The organism is Rhodococcus sp. 21391 (genome assembly GCF_016772255.1).
Taxonomy (GTDB): Bacteria; Actinomycetota; Actinomycetes; order Mycobacteriales; family Mycobacteriaceae; genus Rhodococcus_F; species Rhodococcus_F opacus.
This window is the reverse complement of sequence record NZ_CP063781.1, coordinates 5,959,297-5,974,630: the sequence shown is the minus strand read 5'-3', so window position 1 is coordinate 5,974,630 and position 15,334 is coordinate 5,959,297. Positions and strand designations below refer to the sequence as shown.

The 15,334-nt window shown below is 65.8% G+C and carries 20 protein-coding genes, 1 pseudogene and 1 riboswitch; of the genes and pseudogenes, 10 read left to right on the top strand and 11 right to left on the bottom strand.

Annotation, left to right across the window (positions count from 1 at the left end):
- Window positions 1–56 precede the first annotated feature (56 nt).
- Window positions 57–1,007: a helix-turn-helix transcriptional regulator gene (locus GO592_RS27565; RefSeq protein ID WP_007301510.1), complete on the top strand. Its 951-nt coding sequence runs from the start codon at window positions 57–59 to the stop codon at window positions 1,005–1,007.
- A gap of 39 nt (window positions 1,008–1,046) precedes the next feature.
- Window positions 1,047–1,484 carry an OsmC family protein gene (locus GO592_RS27560; protein ID WP_005244949.1) on the top strand — a complete coding sequence of 146 codons (438 nt, stop codon included), beginning with the start codon at window positions 1,047–1,049 and terminating at the stop codon, window positions 1,482–1,484.
- A gap of 10 nt (window positions 1,485–1,494) precedes the next feature.
- Here the strand turns inward: GO592_RS27560 and GO592_RS27555 are convergent, their stop codons facing one another.
- From GO592_RS27555 to GO592_RS27535, 5 genes are read right to left on the bottom strand one after another with little or no spacing between them, the layout of a single operon-like run.
- A complete protein-coding gene (locus GO592_RS27555; RefSeq protein WP_005262166.1) occupies window positions 1,495–1,830 on the bottom strand; it encodes an SH3-like domain-containing protein in 336 nt (111 codons plus the stop codon).
- Window positions 1,827–2,516, bottom strand: a complete 690-nt coding sequence (scnC, locus tag GO592_RS27550; RefSeq protein ID WP_005244945.1) for a thiocyanate hydrolase subunit gamma — start codon at window positions 2,514–2,516, stop codon at window positions 1,827–1,829. Before scnC ends, GO592_RS27555 begins: the two co-directional genes overlap by 4 nt.
- Entirely contained in the window at window positions 2,513–2,812 is a 300-nt protein-coding gene (locus GO592_RS45940; RefSeq protein WP_005262167.1) for an SH3-like domain-containing protein, read from the bottom strand. Before GO592_RS45940 ends, scnC begins: the two co-directional genes overlap by 4 nt.
- Window positions 2,809–3,252: an SH3-like domain-containing protein gene (locus GO592_RS45935; RefSeq protein ID WP_005262168.1), complete on the bottom strand. Its 444-nt coding sequence runs from the start codon at window positions 3,250–3,252 to the stop codon at window positions 2,809–2,811. Before GO592_RS45935 ends, GO592_RS45940 begins: the two co-directional genes overlap by 4 nt.
- Before the next feature lie 23 nt (window positions 3,253–3,275).
- Window positions 3,276–3,470, bottom strand: coding sequence for a CbtB domain-containing protein (locus GO592_RS27535; RefSeq protein ID WP_005244942.1), 195 nt, complete (start codon window positions 3,468–3,470; stop codon window positions 3,276–3,278).
- A gap of 236 nt (window positions 3,471–3,706) precedes the next feature.
- Here GO592_RS27535 and GO592_RS27530 point away from each other — a divergent pair, with 236 nt between their 5' ends.
- Entirely contained in the window at window positions 3,707–4,372 is a 666-nt protein-coding gene (locus GO592_RS27530) for a DsbA family oxidoreductase (protein WP_005573490.1), read from the top strand.
- Here the strand turns inward: GO592_RS27530 and GO592_RS27525 are convergent.
- Window positions 4,369–4,824, bottom strand: a complete 456-nt coding sequence (locus GO592_RS27525) for a hypothetical protein (protein ID WP_007301511.1) — start codon at window positions 4,822–4,824, stop codon at window positions 4,369–4,371. The two genes, GO592_RS27530 and GO592_RS27525, sit on opposite strands and share 4 nt — an antisense overlap.
- A gap of 143 nt (window positions 4,825–4,967) precedes the next feature.
- Here GO592_RS27525 and GO592_RS27520 point away from each other — a divergent pair, with 143 nt between their 5' ends.
- The gene (locus GO592_RS27520; protein ID WP_039953101.1) at window positions 4,968–5,909 is read left to right on the top strand and encodes a DUF5996 family protein; all 942 of its coding nucleotides are present in this window, start codon (window positions 4,968–4,970) and stop codon (window positions 5,907–5,909) included.
- 16 nt (window positions 5,910–5,925) lie between these two features.
- On the opposite strand, the gene GO592_RS27515 is transcribed toward GO592_RS27520, so the two are convergent.
- The 3 genes from GO592_RS27515 to GO592_RS27505 all read right to left on the bottom strand — a co-directional run bounded on the left by GO592_RS27515 (window position 5,926) and on the right by GO592_RS27505 (window position 7,427).
- A complete protein-coding gene (locus tag GO592_RS27515; protein WP_007301513.1) occupies window positions 5,926–6,720 on the bottom strand; it encodes a CbtA family protein in 795 nt (264 codons plus the stop codon).
- A complete protein-coding gene (locus GO592_RS27510; RefSeq protein ID WP_005244930.1) occupies window positions 6,711–6,905 on the bottom strand; it encodes a CbtB domain-containing protein in 195 nt (64 codons plus the stop codon). Before GO592_RS27510 ends, GO592_RS27515 begins: the two co-directional genes overlap by 10 nt.
- Window positions 6,906–6,928: 23 nt before the next feature.
- Window positions 6,929–7,061, bottom strand: a riboswitch (cobalamin riboswitch).
- 51 nt (window positions 7,062–7,112) lie between these two features.
- Window positions 7,113–7,427, bottom strand: coding sequence for an antibiotic biosynthesis monooxygenase family protein (locus GO592_RS27505; RefSeq protein WP_005262175.1), 315 nt, complete (start codon window positions 7,425–7,427; stop codon window positions 7,113–7,115).
- A 32-nt stretch (window positions 7,428–7,459) separates the two neighbouring features.
- On the opposite strand from GO592_RS27505, the gene GO592_RS27500 reads away from it, so the two are divergent.
- From GO592_RS27500 to GO592_RS27475, 6 genes are all read left to right on the top strand, one after another.
- On the top strand, window positions 7,460–8,215 hold the full coding sequence (locus GO592_RS27500) for an alpha/beta fold hydrolase (RefSeq protein WP_007301514.1): 756 nt from the start codon (window positions 7,460–7,462) through the stop codon (window positions 8,213–8,215).
- Between the two features lie 72 nt (window positions 8,216–8,287).
- Window positions 8,288–8,710 (top strand): helix-turn-helix domain-containing protein, encoded by a 423-nt coding sequence (locus GO592_RS27495; protein ID WP_237720661.1) that lies wholly within the window; start codon window positions 8,288–8,290, stop codon window positions 8,708–8,710.
- Between the two features lie 40 nt (window positions 8,711–8,750).
- Window positions 8,751–9,041 carry a hypothetical protein gene (locus GO592_RS27490; protein ID WP_050998726.1) on the top strand — a complete coding sequence of 97 codons (291 nt, stop codon included), beginning with the start codon at window positions 8,751–8,753 and terminating at the stop codon, window positions 9,039–9,041.
- Window positions 9,042–9,167: 126 nt separating this feature from the next.
- Window positions 9,168–9,365 carry a hypothetical protein gene (locus GO592_RS27485; RefSeq protein ID WP_237720662.1) on the top strand — a complete coding sequence of 66 codons (198 nt, stop codon included), beginning with the start codon at window positions 9,168–9,170 and terminating at the stop codon, window positions 9,363–9,365.
- A 143-nt stretch (window positions 9,366–9,508) separates the two neighbouring features.
- Window positions 9,509–10,528, top strand: a complete 1,020-nt coding sequence (locus GO592_RS27480; RefSeq protein WP_007301516.1) for a methyltransferase — start codon at window positions 9,509–9,511, stop codon at window positions 10,526–10,528.
- Window positions 10,529–10,586: 58 nt separating this feature from the next.
- Window positions 10,587–11,813, top strand: coding sequence for an ATP-grasp domain-containing protein (locus GO592_RS27475; RefSeq protein ID WP_007301517.1), 1,227 nt, complete (start codon window positions 10,587–10,589; stop codon window positions 11,811–11,813).
- Here the strand turns inward: GO592_RS27475 and GO592_RS44710 are convergent.
- Window positions 11,768–13,713, bottom strand: a pseudogene (locus GO592_RS44710) (transposase). The gene GO592_RS27475 and the pseudogene GO592_RS44710 sit on opposite strands and share 46 nt — an antisense overlap.
- A 351-nt stretch (window positions 13,714–14,064) precedes the next feature.
- Window positions 14,065–15,324, bottom strand: coding sequence for an ATP-grasp domain-containing protein (locus tag GO592_RS27460; RefSeq protein WP_007301518.1), 1,260 nt, complete (start codon window positions 15,322–15,324; stop codon window positions 14,065–14,067).
- Window positions 15,325–15,334: the final 10 nt, after the last annotated feature.

Genomic DNA, 15,334 nt, shown 5'->3' with positions numbered 1-15,334 from the left:
AACTATTGCCGCAAAACATGACATCTTCTGTCATGTATTTCTGACAGACTTTTCCCATGCGCGCCGACCGCCTGCTTTCGCTCGTCCTCCTGCTCCGCAACCGCGGGCGAATGTCGGCGTCGGCGCTGGCCCGCGAACTCGAGGTGTCCCCGCGCACCGTGCTGCGGGACATCGACGCATTGTCGACGGCGGGGATACCGGTGTACGCCGAACGCGGCCGTGACGGCGGCTTCGAGTTGCTGCCGGGATTCACCACCGACCTCACAGGCCTGACTGTCGACGAGGCCAAGGCCCTGCTGGCGGCCGGCTCGGCGGTGACGTCGGAATCACTGGGCATGGCGCCGGCGTTCGCGTCGGCGATGCGCAAGGTGGTGGCGGCGATGCCGGACGCGCACCGGGCCGCGGCGACGAAGGTGGCGGAGCGGGTGTTCGTCACCCAGGGAACGTGGCTGTCCGATCCGGAACCGGTCGACGATCACCTCGGGCTGATCCAGCAGGCGGTTTTCGTGGGCCGGCGGCTGAGCATCCTCTACCCGTCGCGGGGCATCGATGCGGTGTGGCGCGTCATCGACCCGCAGGGCCTCATCCATGCGGCGGGACGGTGGTATCTGGTGGCGACGGACGCCGGCCGCGACCGGACGTACCGGCTCGAGCGGATCGAGGACGTCCGCGAACTCGACGAGCCGGCGCAGAGATCGGCCGACATCGACCTCGCCGCGATCTGGGAGCGTCGCCGTTCGGCGTTCCGGGCGCGCGGGACACCGGTGGTCGCCGATGTTCTCGTGCACCGTGAGCGTCGCGACGACCTGGTGGAGCGTGCCTATGCCGTCCGATCCGAGCAGTCGGTCGACGGCGATCGACTGCGCCTGGAAGTGGTGTTCGGCGACGACTCCCACGCACGCGGGGTTCTGTGGGCGTTCGGGGAGGACGCGGAAGTGCTGGCACCGGACGCTCTGCGGGCCGCCCTGCGTTCCCGCGCGCTGCGGATGGCCGCCCGGTACGAGTAGGTTCGACACGTAAACCGAAGAACCACGAGAGGATGTGGCATGCCGACACGTACCGCACGGACCGCTTGGAACGGATCGCTCGAACAGGGAAGCGGCCAGGTGGAACTCACCAGTTCCGGTGTCGCGACGTTCGACGTCTCGTTCCCCAAGCGGGCGGCCGAAGAGGCGGGGGGAACCACCAGCCCGGAGGAGCTGATCGCCGCGGCGCATTCCTCCTGCTACGCGATGCAGCTGTCCGCACTCATCGCAGAGGCAGGCGGCACCCCGCAGAGCCTCGAGGTGAAGGCGGATGTCTCACTCGGACCGGACAACCCGGGTTTCAAGCTCACCGGCATCAAGCTGACGGTCCGCGGCGAGGTGGACGGTCTCGACGCCGACGGCTTCGCGAAGGCCGCTCAGGCCGCCAAGGAGTCGTGCCCCGTGAGCAAGGCGCTCACCGGAGTCGAGATCACGCTGGACGCGGCACTCGAGTCCTGAGTGCGGCCGGCTACTGACGGTTGAACCGTGCCCGCACTTCCTCCATCTTCGCCTGGAGTTCGTCCGGGCTGATGACGCCCTTGTCCATCAACGCGTGAGCGGTGGCGACGACGGACCGGGAGCGGACGGGGAAGTCGCGGTAGACGGTTTCGCCCAGCTGGTCCTCGGTGTGGCGCCTGTCGAGATTGTCCCAGGCGCCACGCCAGGACAGGCATTCCGCGGTGGCCTGCATGCTCGATTCCCACGGGTCGGGCTTGCGGTCGAGGTCCGGCAGCGTCACGTCGTCGCGGGTCGTCTCCGGCGTCAGCGTGTTCAGGATGACGTCGTATGCCTTGTCCGTCATCATCGCGCGGTTCCTCCGTTGTCCGAGGGTGGTGTGGTCGCGGTCCAATCGACCTGTGGGACGGCAACACCGATCATGGTGTCGCGGGTGACGATCGACGCCAGTTGTTCCTCGCTCCACCCCTCGGTGCCCTCGGGGCGCATCGGCATCACCATGAACCGTGATTTCTGGTTCGAATCATGCACGCGCACTTCGACATCCGACGGGAAGTGCAAGCCGAACTCCGCGATTACCTCGCGGGGCCAGCGCACCAACCGGCGGCGATAGTTGGGGGTGCGGTACCAGTCCGGAGACATACCGAGAACGGGCCGCGGATAGCACGAACACAACGTGCAGACGATGACGTTGTGGACCTTCGGGGTGTTCTCCAGCACGTAGAAGTACGTGTAGTCGCTCGGCGTGCCCGATCCGGTCGGGTCGCGCCAGTCGATCCCCACTTCTTTGCAGGTTTCGGTGCCGTCGGCCAGCAGCCGCTTCTTGAATTCCGGGTCGACCCACGCTTTCGCGACCAATTTCGAACCACCCGAGGGCCCTACCGATTCGGCCCATTCGGAGAAGCGGCGGTGATCCTCCCGGGAGAACAGTCCGTGTTCGATGGACAGTTCCCGAATGGCGGTCTCCAGGATCTCGAACTCGCTGACCTCCTCCGAGGCCTGGATCGGGGCGTGATCGTCGTGCGAATGCGTCATGTGTCCGCCTCTCCTGCCGGCTCGAGCCAGCGCTCGGAGCACTCGGTTTCCAACGTGTCGATCTCGAATCCGGTGTAGCGGGGCCAGAGGTCGGTCTGCCGGAAGCGGACGACGTAGAACGGCTCGGTCCGGCCGTCTTCCACGCGACCCCACGCCTCGTCCTCGGGGATCACCCACTCCGGGCGGTGCTCGACGACGACTCCGGTGCGCCCGCGGATGAATGCCTGGGTTCGGGTGTGGAACATCGAGGTCGCGTCCTTGACGGTGACCCGGTCGCCGATCTCGAACTTCGTCATGACTGGCCTCCGGTCGCGTTCCCGCCACCCGACCGAGCCCGGACCTCGTCGATCTTGGCGGAGAGTTCGTCGGGCGTGATCAGGCCCTTGTTGATGAGCGTCTTGGCGGCCACCGTGATCCACCGCGCGTAGTACGGCAACCCGAAGTACAGCGTTGCGCCCAGATCGTTCTCGGCGCGGCGGCGCTCCTCGGAGTTCCACACACCGCGCCATCCGAGGCATTCGCACGTCACGTATGTACTCATCTCCCAGTCCTCTTCGACCTTCTCCTCGTACTTGACGGGAAGGGCGGCCTGGCCGCCGACGTCGTGGAGAACGTGTCGCAACGCGTCGAACGCGGAATTGGACAGGTAATACGGCGAATCCATCTCTGCGTGATGGATCGGGCCGTACTCCGCGACCCTGTTCGCCTGTGCTTCGAAATCTGCTGGAGAGTTCATCGCGTGCTCCGGTGGTGGTGGAACTAGTGACAGGGAACTCCCAGGAGATGGCGGCCGTCGTGCATCAATTCGTGCAGGTACATGCCACTTCGGGAGATCGCACCCTGGTCGAATCCGACCAGGTAGAGGGTGAGCAGGGCGAGCAGGACGACTCCGACGGCGATCAACACGATTCCGAGTGACTCGACGGACTTGCTCGGTGAAGAGACGTAAACCATGGCTACTCCTGGAGGAGTTCGGGTTCCGCAACTGTCGGCCGTCGATTGTCCGGGCATCGCGACGAGCGCCCCTTGCTCAGCGGCACGATCGATACGACGTTACTCTCGCCGCGTCGATTCCATCACCGTACCGTTCGGTCGAATCCGGCGTGCGGAAATGCAGCGCGGCGAACCAAGACAAACACCGTGTCGAACCCGGCGGAACAGAATGCACCGGCGATTCGTTCCACTGAACTGTGACGACACAGCAGAACACCGACGGCGACATCGAGATCGAGATCTGGTCCGACGTCGCCTGCCCCTGGTGCTACATCGGCAAGCACCGTTTCCTGTCGGCCCTCGCGGAGTTCGAGGGGCGCGACCGGGTGAACGTGGTGTGGCGGTCGTATCAGCTGTCGCCGGAGACGCCGGTGGGGGAGCGGCGCAGCGAACTCGACGCCCTGGTGGAGAGCAAGGGCATGCCTGCCGAGCAGGTCCGTCAGATGTTCGGACACGTTGCGCGCACGGCGGCCGGCGAGGGGCTGAGTCTCGACTTCGACACCGTGATCGCCGCCAACACCTTCGACGCCCACCGGTTGATCCACCTGGCGGGCGACGAGCGAGATGCCGTGGTAGAGGAACTGTTCCGCGCCCACTTCGGTGCGGGAGCCGTGATCGACGATCGCGAGGTGCTCGTCGAGATCGCGTCGCGGGCCGGGCTCGACGCCGACACCGTCCGCGCCGAACTCGAATCCGATGCCGGTGCGGACGCGGTCCGCGCCGACCTCGAGACCGCCCGTCGACTGCAGGTGTCGGCGGTGCCGTTCTTCGTCGCCAACCGCCGCGTCGCCGTGTCCGGCGCGCAGCCGAAGGACGTGTTCCTGCAGCTTCTGACGCAGGCGGGCGCGGCGCCGGTGAACTAGCGGCGCGTGAAGTACCGGTTGGCGTCGGGCCGGAACATGAGTGCCACCGCCGCGATCACCGCCACGAGATGGGTGAGCCGGGCGGTCGCGATCACCGCGGCGTCGAGCGTCAGACCCGCGACGGCGGACATCGGGTCGTTGCCGGCCGACAGCCAGGCGAGCGGCTCCATCACGAGCGAAGCGACGCCGAAGACGCCGAGACCGATCGCGAGAGTGTTCCGCGCCCACGCCCTGCCACTGCGGAATCGGGTCATGACGAACAGCACCGCGCCGTATACGACGACGCGGACCGCGAGTTGTCCGGCGAGGCTGCCGACGTCGGCGTCCGGGCCCTCCAATGCCGTCGATGTGTGCGCGATGGCCTCGACCACGCCGGCGAACAGGGCGAGTCCGAGCAGCCAGTACGCGCGCTCGACCGCCTGCGGGACCGAGGGTGCAGTACGAGTGGTCATGTCCCCATGCTGGTATCGGCGACGTCGCGGCACATCACCCCACGGAGTGGAGTTCACCCCTACCCGGGTATCGATGCGACGTGCTTGCCATCACCCCGGACGAGGGGGCACATTGAAAAGCACGTCGTCGGCAGGGAGGCGCTGTGCGCGAGCAGACACGACCCGGAGATGCATGGCCGGCGTTGAAGGTGGACGACTGGACGTCGACGCGGGACACCCTGCACATGTGGACGCAGATAGTCGGGAAGATCCGCTTGGCCCACGCACCGTTGATCAACCACTGGTGGCAGGTTCCGCTGTACGTGAGCCCCCGCGGTCTCACGACGTCGACAGTCCCGTACGGCACCGAGTGCTTCGACATCGAATTCGACTTCGCCGACCATCGACTGGTGATCCGCACGAGTACGGGCGGCACCGGGACGGTTGCCCTCGAACCGAAGTCGGTGTCCGATTTCTATGCGGAGACGATGGCCACGCTGGCCGAACTGGGTGTGGCGACGACGATTCTGGCCCGGCCCAACGAGGTGGACCCCGCCGTCCCGTTCGCGGAGGATAATCAGCACTGTTCGTACGACGGTGAGTCGGTGCATCAGTTCTGGCGGCAGCTCGTGCAGGCGGACCGCGTCCTGCACGAGTTCCGTTCCCATTTCATCGGGAAGGTCAGTCCGGTGCACTTCTTCTGGGGTGCGCTCGACCTGGCCTGCACCCGGTTCTCCGGGCGAACCGCACCGACTCATCCTGGGGGAGCACCGAACTGCGGAGACTGGGTGATGGTCGAGGGCTACTCGCACGAGCTGAGCAGCTGCGGTTTCTGGCCCGGTGGTGGCGTCGAAGGCGCGTTCTACGCGTACGCCTACCCGGAACCGGACGGATTCGCCGACTACCCGGTCGGGCCCGACGGAGCCTTCTACAGCACGGAGAACGGACAGTTCCTGCTGCCGTACGAGACCGTCCGAAACGCAGACGATCCCGATGCCGCACTGCTGAAGTTCCTGCACAGCACGTACGACGCGGCGGCCGAGCGGGGTGGCTGGGACCGGGCCGCCCTGGAGGCGGACCCGGCCCGATGGGACGAATCCCGCTGACGCCCTGACAGGTGGGTCAGGCGACGTTCGCCGACGCGGGCGTCGTGGCCCGGGTGGCACGCTCCGTGAGGAACGCGAATGCCAGTCCGAGAACCAGCCACAACGTGGCCTGCGTCGCGAGTGACGACAGGCGGAACTGCCACAGCAGCACTGCGGGGAAGTCGCTGCCCACTTCATTGACGGTGGGCAGCACGAGGTAGCCGATGGTCACCACCACGAGGAAGGCGAGAACCGGCGCCGCGATTCGCAGCGACAGGAATTCCTGCGCTGCGACGGCCTTCGCCGCGAAGACGGAGGCCACCACCGCGAGCAGACCCAGCACGACTGCGGCGAGCCACAGCCAGGTGCGCTGAGTGATCGTTTCGGGGTCTCCGACAGCCGGTGGGTTGGCGGGGTACTTGAAGAACGGCACCGCCTCGATTGCCAACCAGCCCAATGTGGCCAATGTCAGACCGAGCAATGGTCCCGACAGCGTCGTCACTCGACGTGCGTAATTCGCGACGACGGCGAAGATCGCTCCCAGAGCCAGGCCCGCGAGGGACGTGGCGAGGAACAACCCGAAGCGCTGTCCGTCACGGCTGACCAGTGCCTCTTCCTCGTCGTGCGAGTGCCCGGCCGGCTCGGCCGCCTGAGTGGCATCGTGCGAGTGGACTTCGGCTTCGGCGGCGCTGTTCGACTCTTCGATCGCGATGGCCGCATCGATGTGCGACTCACCGAGGACGAACGCGACGCCACCGGCCAGGATGCCTGCGATCAGGCCGGCCAGCAGGCCGCGGATGAGGAGTTTCGCGAAGGAATCGGTCAGTGGCATGGCAGACCCAGGAGGTGGCGGCCGTCGTGCATCAGTTCATGCATGTACATGCCACTGCGCGAAATCGCGCCCTGGTCGAAACCAACGAGGTAGAGAGCGAGCATCGCGAACAGAACGATCGCGAAAGAGATGACGGCGAGACGGGTCGTGTCGACCGACGAGCCGGGTGCGTAGGCGAGTGCCATAGTTCCTCCTGGGATTTCGCGTCCCCTAGGTCCAGGCGATGGCCGCAGTATCTGGCTGTCGAGGTGGCTCCCGTGAAGGACTACTCCGATTTACAGTGGCGCGACCGCTCCGGGATTGCACCGGATTCCTGCCGAACCATCGCTTTGTCCTGCGAACTTTTGCACCCGGCGGGCCGTCGTGTCAATCCTCCCGCTCGGCCCCGTCTCTCAGCCCTTGTTCGCTGCCGCGACGTCGAGAACGACCTCGAACTCGAGCAGCGAAGCTCCGGACGCCACCGGCTTCTTCTGCTCACCCGCGTGTGCTTCCCGGGCCGGACCGTCGCGCCACGCCGCGAATGCCTCTTCGCTCTCCCACTGGGTGACGACGAAGTAGCGGTTCTCGCCCTTGACGGGGCGCAGAAGCTGGAATCCGAGGAAGCCGGGGGAGTTCTCCACGGCGTGCGCGCGCGCTGCGAAGCGCTTCTCGAGTTCGGGGCCCGCACCCTCGGGGATTTCGATTGCGTTGATCTTCACCACTGCCATGCGGGCGAGATTACTCCGCTAGCGTCGGAGGGGTGGTGGGTGAGAGTGCGTTGCACGACGAGGGTGGGACGGGACAGCCGATTCTGCTGTTGCACGGGCTGATGGGCAGCGCCCGGACGTGGGGCCGGCACGTGCCGTGGTTGCGCGAGCACGGCCACGTCTTCACGTTCGACGCCGCAGGTCACGGCAGGCCCGCACCGTCGCGGTTGACGACGGAAGCGTTCGTGGAAGACCTGGCCGCCGCGGTCGCGCCCTTCACCGAGCCGTGGGTGGTGATCGGGCACTCGATGGGCGCCCTGCACGCGTGGTGCCTGGCGGCCGAACACCCCGAGAAGGTATCGGCGCTCGTGCTCGAAGACATGGCCCCCGACTTCCGGGGCCGGACCGCCGCGGACTGGGCGGCGATGATCTCGAACTGGCCGCAGCCGTTCGCGACCCGGGAAGACCTGTTCGAGTTCTTCGGTCCGGTTGCCGGACAGTACTTCCTGGACTCGTTCGAGAAGCGCGCCGACGGCTGGTACCTGCACGGGGACGTCGACACGTTCCGCGACATCTCCGAGGAGTGGGGTGGCAGGCACTTCTGGGACCAGTGGGCATCGATCACGGTTCCGGCCCTGCTGATCGAGGGGGAGTTCACGATCACCCCAGACGGTCAGATGCGGACCATGGCGGAGCGGCATCCCGGCGCCGAGTACGTCCGCATCGAGCGGGCCGGGCACCTCGTCCACGACGACCAGCCGGAGCAGTACCGGAAAGTGGTCGAGGCATTCCTCGACGGGCTGGGCTGAGAGCTACCTCGTCTGCTGCGCAGGAGAGTGTGTTCGTTTTTTTCGCTTTATGGTCGAGATATGGTCGCTCTGATGAACCACACGGTGTTGCCGCCGGGCGCCGACGATCGGGGCCTTCTCACCGCGTTGAAGTATGTTATCGCTGGTCAGGATGATGTGACGATCTCGACTCCGGAGGGTTCGGCGCCGTTGCCGGACAGTGTCCGGGGGCTGCTCGTCGACGCGGTCACGGCTCTGGATCGGGGGCAGGCGGTGACGGTGGAGCCGCATCGGACGGTGTTGACGGCGCAGGAGGCCGCGGAACTGCTGGGCATTACCCGGCCGACGTTGGTGCGCTTGCTGGAGGCCGGGAAGATTCCGTACTCGTCGCCGGGCAGGCACCGGCGGGTGGAGTTGGCGGACGTGCTGGCCTTTCGACAACACGAGCGCGCGACGCGGTCAGGTGTTCGAGGAGATGGCGCACGAGGAAACCCCAGACCCCGGCGACGCCGCTGACGGCTTCGTCTCGACCCGCTGATCGAGGGGCAGGGCAACCGTGGCTGCCTGTCGGGTAGTTCTCGACGCGTGCGTCCGGCTTCCGCAGCTGACCGACGAGCAGATCGACTCGTTGCCGCCCGAGGTGCGGCAGACGTACCGGCAGCTTCGTGCGGTGGGTCCGGCCGAACTGGTGCGGTTTCTCGGGCATACAGATCTGGTGAATGCGGCGTGGGCATTCCTGATGCCGGTGTGTGTGGACGGGGATCTGCTGTCGGTATGGCCGAACGTGGATCCCGACTTCCGGGCGGTACTGGCGCAGAAGTGGGTGCGTGCAACCACTATCAGATGACTGTTGACGGTGGGATGGTGAGGCGGTTGAGGCGGCCCTTGCCGGGCCGCCGGATCATCCGCTGTGGGTGCATTTCGAGCGCGTGCATGTGCGGTCGTTCGGGGCGATGCTGCCAGATCCGGCGACGTGGGGAATCGGTTCAGCCACCAGGATGGTCGCCCCGGGGTCGAGGCGCTCTACGTACTCGACGCCTCGGCGCTGGAGGGCGGTCTGTGGCAGCCGAACGATCCCCGGTACGTGTGCCCGGTCCTCATGCATCTCGTCGACGGGCGTTGGCTGGTGCGAAATCTGGGGTCGGAGTCGGACCCTGCGACTACCACCTGAACCTACGTCGGTGCGGGCGGGGGGTGAATGGTTGCCAGCCCCTGGGTATCTATCGCGCGTTGCGGTAAAACCTCACGCTGGTTGAACGGCAGTCCGGGAGTTCCACGTATTGCTGTACTCCACGACCTATTCGAAGGCGCACAATGTATTTCGACTTCCGTGACAAGCCCGACCGTCTCTGTGTCAAAGAAATGGTTCATGGCTACAACATATCCAGCTGCTTGTTCGTAGCCGTCGAGCTGGAGCTCGCCGATCTGCTGGCGGCGGGCCCAATGGCGCTTGCCGACCTCGCCCAACGAAGCGGCACTGATCCCGATGCGCTGAAGCGGATCCTCCGCCTACTCATGAGCGCGGGGATCTTCTCCGTGGACGAGCAGGACAGATGCGCACTCACGCCGCGAGCCGAATTCTTGCGCAGGGACAATCCGGAATCGATCGCAAGCGAGGTGGAGCTCTTTGCCGGCGCAGAAACGTACCTGGCCTGGAGCGAGCTGCTCCAATGCGCACGTACGGGACAAACAGGATTCGGCCAGTTCTTCGGCAAATCCCTCTTCGACTACCTGGCCGAGCACCCCGACTCCGCCCAGCGCTTCCATCTGGGCTGGCACGAGATCTCGATCCGCGCCGGTCTCGAGACCGCGGAAGCGATCGATTTCACGGACAATCGGCACGTCGTCGATGTCGGCGGTGGCTACGGCATCGTGACCGCCCAGCTGTTGCGCAAATACGATCATCTGCGGGGCACGATTTACGATCTGGAGTTCTCGCTGGCCAGGGCCGGTCACACCTTGCGGGAATATGGCGTCGATGAGCGGTGTGGCATTGTGCCCGGCGACGGTTTCACAGAGGTGCCTGGCGGGGGCGACGTCCACCTGCTCAAGAGCGTTCTTCACACGATGAACGACGACGACTCGGTACGCGTCCTCACCAATTGCGCGAACGCACTCGAGCCCGGCGGCAGGATCCTGGTCCTGGAGCGGGTGATCAGCGGGGACGGCGGATACGTCTGGGGAAATGTGGTGGACGTCGCCATGCTGGTCATGACGGGCGGCCGGGAGCGCACGATTCAGGACTACGCGCGCCTATACGAGCGCGCAGGCCTCGAACTCACCGGCAGTACGCTCCTGCCCTGCGGCTTCAGCGCAATCGAGGGCCGGAAGTGAGACCGGCCGGACGAGCGCGACCTCCGGGAATCAGCGGACCTCGAGGAGCTGGGTCGGCATGGCTCACATTTTGATCGTCGGCGGACATGACGAGACTTTCCGAAGGATCGAAGATCTACCGGTCGAGCTGTCTGTGTTTCAGAATTCCGAATCGGTCACCGCGCGGCAGGCCAGGCGTGCCCACCGGCTGTGCGTATTCGACTACCGCAACCAGGCAGAGGCGCTCAGCATGGCGCAGGAGCTGCACGAGGTTGAACCCGTCGATGCCGTCGTGTCATTCACCGAGCACGGCCTCATGCCGGCCGCCGTGATCAAAGAGGCATTGGGCATCAAGGGCAATGCGCGGGAAGCCGTCCGGTTGACCCGCGACAAGATCGCCATGCGCGAGCACCTGGCCGGCCGTGATCTCGGAGCTGTGCTGACCCGAAGCTGCGATTCGGCCTCCGAGGTACGGAGCTTTCTTCGGTCAGTGGGCGGCCCGATCATCGTCAAGCCGGCTGAAGGCGCCGGCAGCTCCGGTGTTCTTCGCGTCTCCAGCCTTGACCAGGTCGAATCCGCATTCGCCTGCTCTCGCGGCGAGTACCCCGGGCCGACGCTCGTCGAAGAGTTCATCGACGGCCCCGAATACAGCGTCGAATCCTTCACCACGGATGGCCGGCACGACATCATCGCGGTGACCGCAAAAACCACCACCGGCCCGCCACGGTATATCGAAACCGGTCATCTGATGCCGGCCGTGCTCGCGGCATCGGCCCTTGCCGAGCTCCGCGGTCTCGTCACCGATTTCCTCAGTTCGATCGGTCATTCCTTCGGGCCGGCTCATACCGAAGTGCGTATCGGTTCGGCCGGGCCACGGATCATCGAGGGCAATACCCGTCCTGGAGGCGATTTCATTTGGGAGCTGGTGCACCGTGCGATGGGTCGCGATCTGGTCCGGGAGTCGATCTGTCATCTTGCCGGGCTGCCGCCGCAATCGCGAGCACCCGGGCGCGGTGCAGGCTGCGTCGCATTCTTTGGTTACGAGAATGTGGTGATCGAACGCGTGCAGGGCATCGAAGCCGCGCGTCAGGCCGAGGGGGTCATCCGGTTGCAGTGTTCTCTCGAACCAGGGCAACACCTCGGTCCGCTGCGGTCCTCTGCGGATCGTCAAGGTGTCATAGTCGCGGTCGGCACTGATCTCGTGGACGCCGAGCGCCGGTTGGCTGAGGCGCAGGCTCGGATTCGGGTGGAGACGAGCGTCTACGTAGATCTCGTACTATCTGCCACTGGTGTGGCTGATGGTTGACATGTACGTGTGTCACGGCTACCCGCATCACCGTGTGGTGGTGTGGGTTGGACCGTGTCCCACACCGACGCTTCGGGTGCAGGAACATGCTAAGTCGGAGTCACCCCCGCCCGCGGTGTCACGGTGCGGAGGCTGCGGCGGACCCGGCGATGCCGCGGCCGACGCGGTGTCGGACTGGTCTTGTCCCGGGACTTTCGGACTGGCGCGTGCTCGGCGACCCGGACCGCGGGCAGCTGCCCCCGCCGCCGGGTCACCTTGTTTCTACCGAGCAGCGCGCGTTTGGCCAGGTTCACCCCGGCAATCTGGTCGCGGTTGCCGCCGACCAGGCAGCGGGAACACCACGCGGTGTGATACCGCCGGGGCGGGTGAGCGGTTCGTCGCACCCCGGACACTGTGCCGAGGATCCGCGGGCGGGCACCGTGACCACCGCGACACCCACACCCGCGGCGGTGTGCGTGAGGGCGGCGGTCGCTTTACGGCGGGCGGACTGCGCGGCCCGGTTGTTGTTTGACTCGTCCGTGTCCGCGGGTCTCGAGGGTGGTGAGGTCCTCGACCGCGATCACCTGCGCACCCGCGGTGGCGGCGTAGTCGGTGACCTGGCGGGCGAAGTGGAATCCCAGTTCCCGGTTGATCTTGCCCCGTTTGACGCCCACCGCAGTCCGATGCTCGTTGAGGACGGCGATCTTCCCCTCGAGTTGGGCGCGGACCTCGGGTTCGGCGGCGACGGCCAGCCGCGTCAACCGGGCCGCCTTGCGGTGCAGCATCTGGCCTTCGGTCTGTAGGCGGGCCAGTTTGATTCCGAGGCCGCGGTCGTCGTACGTCCAGCCCCGGTAATCCGACGACAACCCGGCCGGGCCGTCAGCGGTGATGGCGGCGGCGCCGAGTGTGGACGGGGACCAGTCGACCCCGACCGCGACCGTGCTGGCCATCAGATCGGCGGCGGAGACGAGTCGGTCGCGGCGCACCGCAACAACAGACCCCGGCGGTCGAGGACGAGGGTCGGCAGATGCCAGTCGGTGATCGCCCGGCCGTGCAGGTGTGCGGGGATGGCCGCGGTCGGCCGGACCCGCCGCCACTGCGCCCGCCCCGCCGGGGCCGAGCAGGTCGGCAGCTTCACCGTCAACACCAACTCACGCCCGGCCGCGGTGATCTGCGCGAGCTGCCGATCCGCGGCAGAGAGTCGGGCCGTGGCGGCGACCTGCGGTGGTCCCTGGACGTCGGTGATCCGCAACCGCGCCGACTGCGCCCCGTCGGTGCAGCGGGCACGGGCGACGAGCTGACGCCGCACACCCCGGGCGAAACCCGCCGGCACCCAGTCCGCGGCGGCGGTGGGCGGGGCTATTCGGCCGGTGGCCGGGTCGAACCGCTCAGACAGCGCCGTGATCGCGGTGTCCCGGTAGGCGAGGGTCCGCAGGGACGCCATCACCTGCGCCGTCACCACCCTGCTCACCCGCGACGGCACGTAGATTCCGTCCGGGTAGTGCGGGTTCCAGCCGAGGCGGGTGGCGGTGACATGCCCCTGCGCGGGCAGCCTGCGATCCTGCCGGTCCACCCCGGCCGCGAGCACGTCGAACATGACCGGCTGCCACAGCCGTGAGGTCAACTCGGCGCCGGCCGCCGCGATCAGGTCGAGCAGCCACCCCACCCGGGTGTCGGCGTCGTCGAGGCCGATCCGGTCACCGGACACGTCGTCGGTTACCCCCCTCCCCACCGCCCTGACGTCATCTATCAACCCCCAACACCGATGTGCCGCCTTACCTCTCGCGGCACCTCGACTGTAACGCCGACCACCGACAAGTACCGTCCGATCCAACGCCACCGGCGAACCGGGTCGATCAACCTCGCCACACCGTCTGCGTCTGCACCACCGTGAGCCGGCCACGGGTATGCCGTCGAGCATCCGGGCGCGCACCGGACCCTGCTTCTCGCGGCTCGGATCGCGATCATCCGCAGACACAATACATGTCATCTAAAGCGGGTCTCCCGCAGCAGCTTTCCTGATCGGCCGACGACCCTCGTGCCCTGCCGAGCCCGACACCCCGCAATGCAGCTTCCACCATCTCCGCCGTCGCTGCTGCACCTTCCGGGCGGCGACCTTGCGCACCCAATGACCGACAACCCACGTATTTCGCAGCGTCACCAATTCGCGGTGAACAGACAAATACGAGAATCTGATAGATAGCTTTAGATAAATTGACAACAGCTGACAGCCCGCTCCCGCACTGACCGGGCAGATTCACGTTCTGCCCGGTCAGCCAGGTGTGGGGCATTGCGTGGGCTGCTCAATCGGTACGACTTGCACGGTCGTCAGGATTTCGCGAATGAGTGAGGTCACTTCAGAGCTCGACCGGCCGGCGACGATGCCGCTGACGGGCAATTCGAAATCGAAATAGCTCACGGTCTCCGGAAGAGAAGCGCCCGCATCCAGCTCCTTCCATCGAACAACGTCTGGGTGGGCCTGAAACCGTTCTCCACCCGATATCGCGCAGTACCGCGACGGAAGCAGGTGACCCGGGAACATGAAATCCCCGTAGACCGTACTGCTCGCCGTACTTTCGAACCACCGTTTCAGTGGATTGATTTCGAGAGGTGACCAATCGAGGTTGCAGGCCAAACCGGCCGCGACCAAGTCGATGCCTGTGGCAAGCCGGAATGTCTCCTTGATATGTCCGCCGCCAGGGCGGGCCCCGACCTCCAGGAAAACCATTCCATCTGCGGCCTCGATCATTTCGAGATGGAATGGGCCATTGTCGATACCCACGGCCCGAAGGTACTCGACCGCTACCTTGCAACGCCCACCGTCGTCGTCGACTTGAATCGATCCCTGCGGAACTCCCTGGGCAAACTCGAGGCAAGTGCCCAGATATCTGCTGGCGACGATCGCCACCGGCGCACCGGCAAGCATCACGCCATCGAAGTGGAAGATCGGCCCCTCCACATATTCTTCGAGCTGGAAGCGTTCCGGATCCCAGTCCTCCAGACCCGTAGGGTGGTTGAGAATCGCAGTGCCGGCGTCAGCGTAGGTGGCGAAAACGAAAACATCCTTGCTGGCGGTTCCATCGAGTGGTTTGAGCACCGTCTTCCCAGCCCAGGGAGTGACATCGGCGGACGAAGCGGTGAGCGCCTCATCGCAGCGAACAAATCTGGGCACGCGAAGTCCGCATCCTGCGACTGCGGCTTTCATCGCTACCTTGTCGTTCACGATATGGACCTGCTCCGGTGATACTCCTTCTATTCCGAGGCTCCGTCTTATCTGCGCTGCCTCCATCATCTCGTACTGGGAGACGCTGATGACTCGGTCGAAGGCATCGTCGGGGGAGAACAGGGTGCGAACTTCCTCGGCCAGACCTGCTCGACCCGGGCGTTCAACCCTCGTGCAAGGAAGGTCGGGCGGCACGGTCGCAAGTTGCGCGCTCGAGCCCACGTAGACGACATCGTGAATTCCATGATCGATTACACGATGGTATTCGATGAAGGAATACGGAACGCGATGGAGAATGAGCAGTTTCATTCAGAAGACC

Bases quoted from the DNA above. Each gene is read 5' to 3' on its own strand.
- scnC (WP_005244945.1), bottom strand. From the start codon at position 2,516: ATGACGCATTCGCACGACGATCACGCCCCGATCCAGGCCTCGGAGGAG.
- GO592_RS27535 (WP_005244942.1), bottom strand. From the start codon at position 3,470: ATGGTTTACGTCTCTTCACCGAGCAAGTCCGTCGAGTCACTCGGAATC.
- GO592_RS27480 (WP_007301516.1), top strand. From the start codon at position 9,509: ATGTATTTCGACTTCCGTGACAAGCCCGACCGTCTCTGTGTCAAAGAA.
- GO592_RS27555 (WP_005262166.1), bottom strand. From the start codon at position 1,830: ATGATGACGGACAAGGCATACGACGTCATCCTGAACACGCTGACGCCG.
- GO592_RS45940 (WP_005262167.1), bottom strand. From the start codon at position 2,812: ATGACGAAGTTCGAGATCGGCGACCGGGTCACCGTCAAGGACGCGACC.
- GO592_RS27495 (WP_237720661.1), top strand. From the start codon at position 8,288: ATGAACCACACGGTGTTGCCGCCGGGCGCCGACGATCGGGGCCTTCTC.
- GO592_RS27510 (WP_005244930.1), bottom strand. From the start codon at position 6,905: ATGGCACTCGCCTACGCACCCGGCTCGTCGGTCGACACGACCCGTCTC.
- GO592_RS27560 (WP_005244949.1), top strand. From the start codon at position 1,047: ATGCCGACACGTACCGCACGGACCGCTTGGAACGGATCGCTCGAACAG.
- GO592_RS27565 (WP_007301510.1), top strand. From the start codon at position 57: ATGCGCGCCGACCGCCTGCTTTCGCTCGTCCTCCTGCTCCGCAACCGC.
- GO592_RS27515 (WP_007301513.1), bottom strand. From the start codon at position 6,720: ATGCCACTGACCGATTCCTTCGCGAAACTCCTCATCCGCGGCCTGCTG.
- GO592_RS27505 (WP_005262175.1), bottom strand. From the start codon at position 7,427: ATGGCAGTGGTGAAGATCAACGCAATCGAAATCCCCGAGGGTGCGGGC.
- GO592_RS27460 (WP_007301518.1), bottom strand. From the start codon at position 15,324: ATGAAACTGCTCATTCTCCATCGCGTTCCGTATTCCTTCATCGAATAC.
- GO592_RS27475 (WP_007301517.1), top strand. From the start codon at position 10,587: ATGGCTCACATTTTGATCGTCGGCGGACATGACGAGACTTTCCGAAGG.
- GO592_RS45935 (WP_005262168.1), bottom strand. From the start codon at position 3,252: ATGAACTCTCCAGCAGATTTCGAAGCACAGGCGAACAGGGTCGCGGAG.
- GO592_RS27525 (WP_007301511.1), bottom strand. From the start codon at position 4,824: ATGACCACTCGTACTGCACCCTCGGTCCCGCAGGCGGTCGAGCGCGCG.